This is a genomic window from Ruegeria profundi, assembly GCF_001507545.1.
Taxonomy (GTDB): domain Bacteria; phylum Pseudomonadota; class Alphaproteobacteria; order Rhodobacterales; family Rhodobacteraceae; genus Ruegeria; species Ruegeria profundi.
Genome location: NZ_LQBP01000033.1, coordinates 1 through 456 on the forward strand (window position 1 = coordinate 1; position 456 = coordinate 456).

Here is a 456-nt window from a genome sequence, read left to right on the forward strand (position 1 = left end):
GTAGACAAAGCGGTCGCAGCCGGAGAAACGGTGACGGTACCGGTGACCTACACCTATCAATCAGCCGAAAGCGGCGACATCATCACCAACACCACAGAAGTGGTGCTGGATGCAGCCAATCAAAGCGTCGACTTCACGGTGGCCGCAGTGGATGACGCCTACGCAGAAGGCGACGAAGTTTACAGCGTCGTCATCGGCACGCCAGTAGACACAGGCAGCTTCGAAAACGTCGAGTTGGGCAACGACACAGTCGCCACGACCATTAAAGACGGCAACGACAACGAAGGCACACCAGGAGACGACGACAAAGCCATCGTCTCAATCAGCGGTGATGCCAGCGTCGTCGAAGGCAATGACGCCAGCTACACAGTGAGCGTAGACAAAGCGGTCGCAGCCGGAGAAACGGTGACGGTACCGGTGACCTACACCTATCAATCAGCCGAAAGCGGCGACATC

At 57.2% G+C, this 456-nt stretch carries 1 protein-coding gene; it reads left to right on the top strand.

All coding sequences use genetic code 11. The annotated features are described in order from the left end of the window. Positions 1-30: 30 nt before the first annotated feature. Positions 31-456, top strand: a 426-nt coding sequence (locus AVO44_RS20530) for a hypothetical protein (protein WP_169794897.1), incomplete at its 3' end; no start/stop codon positions are given.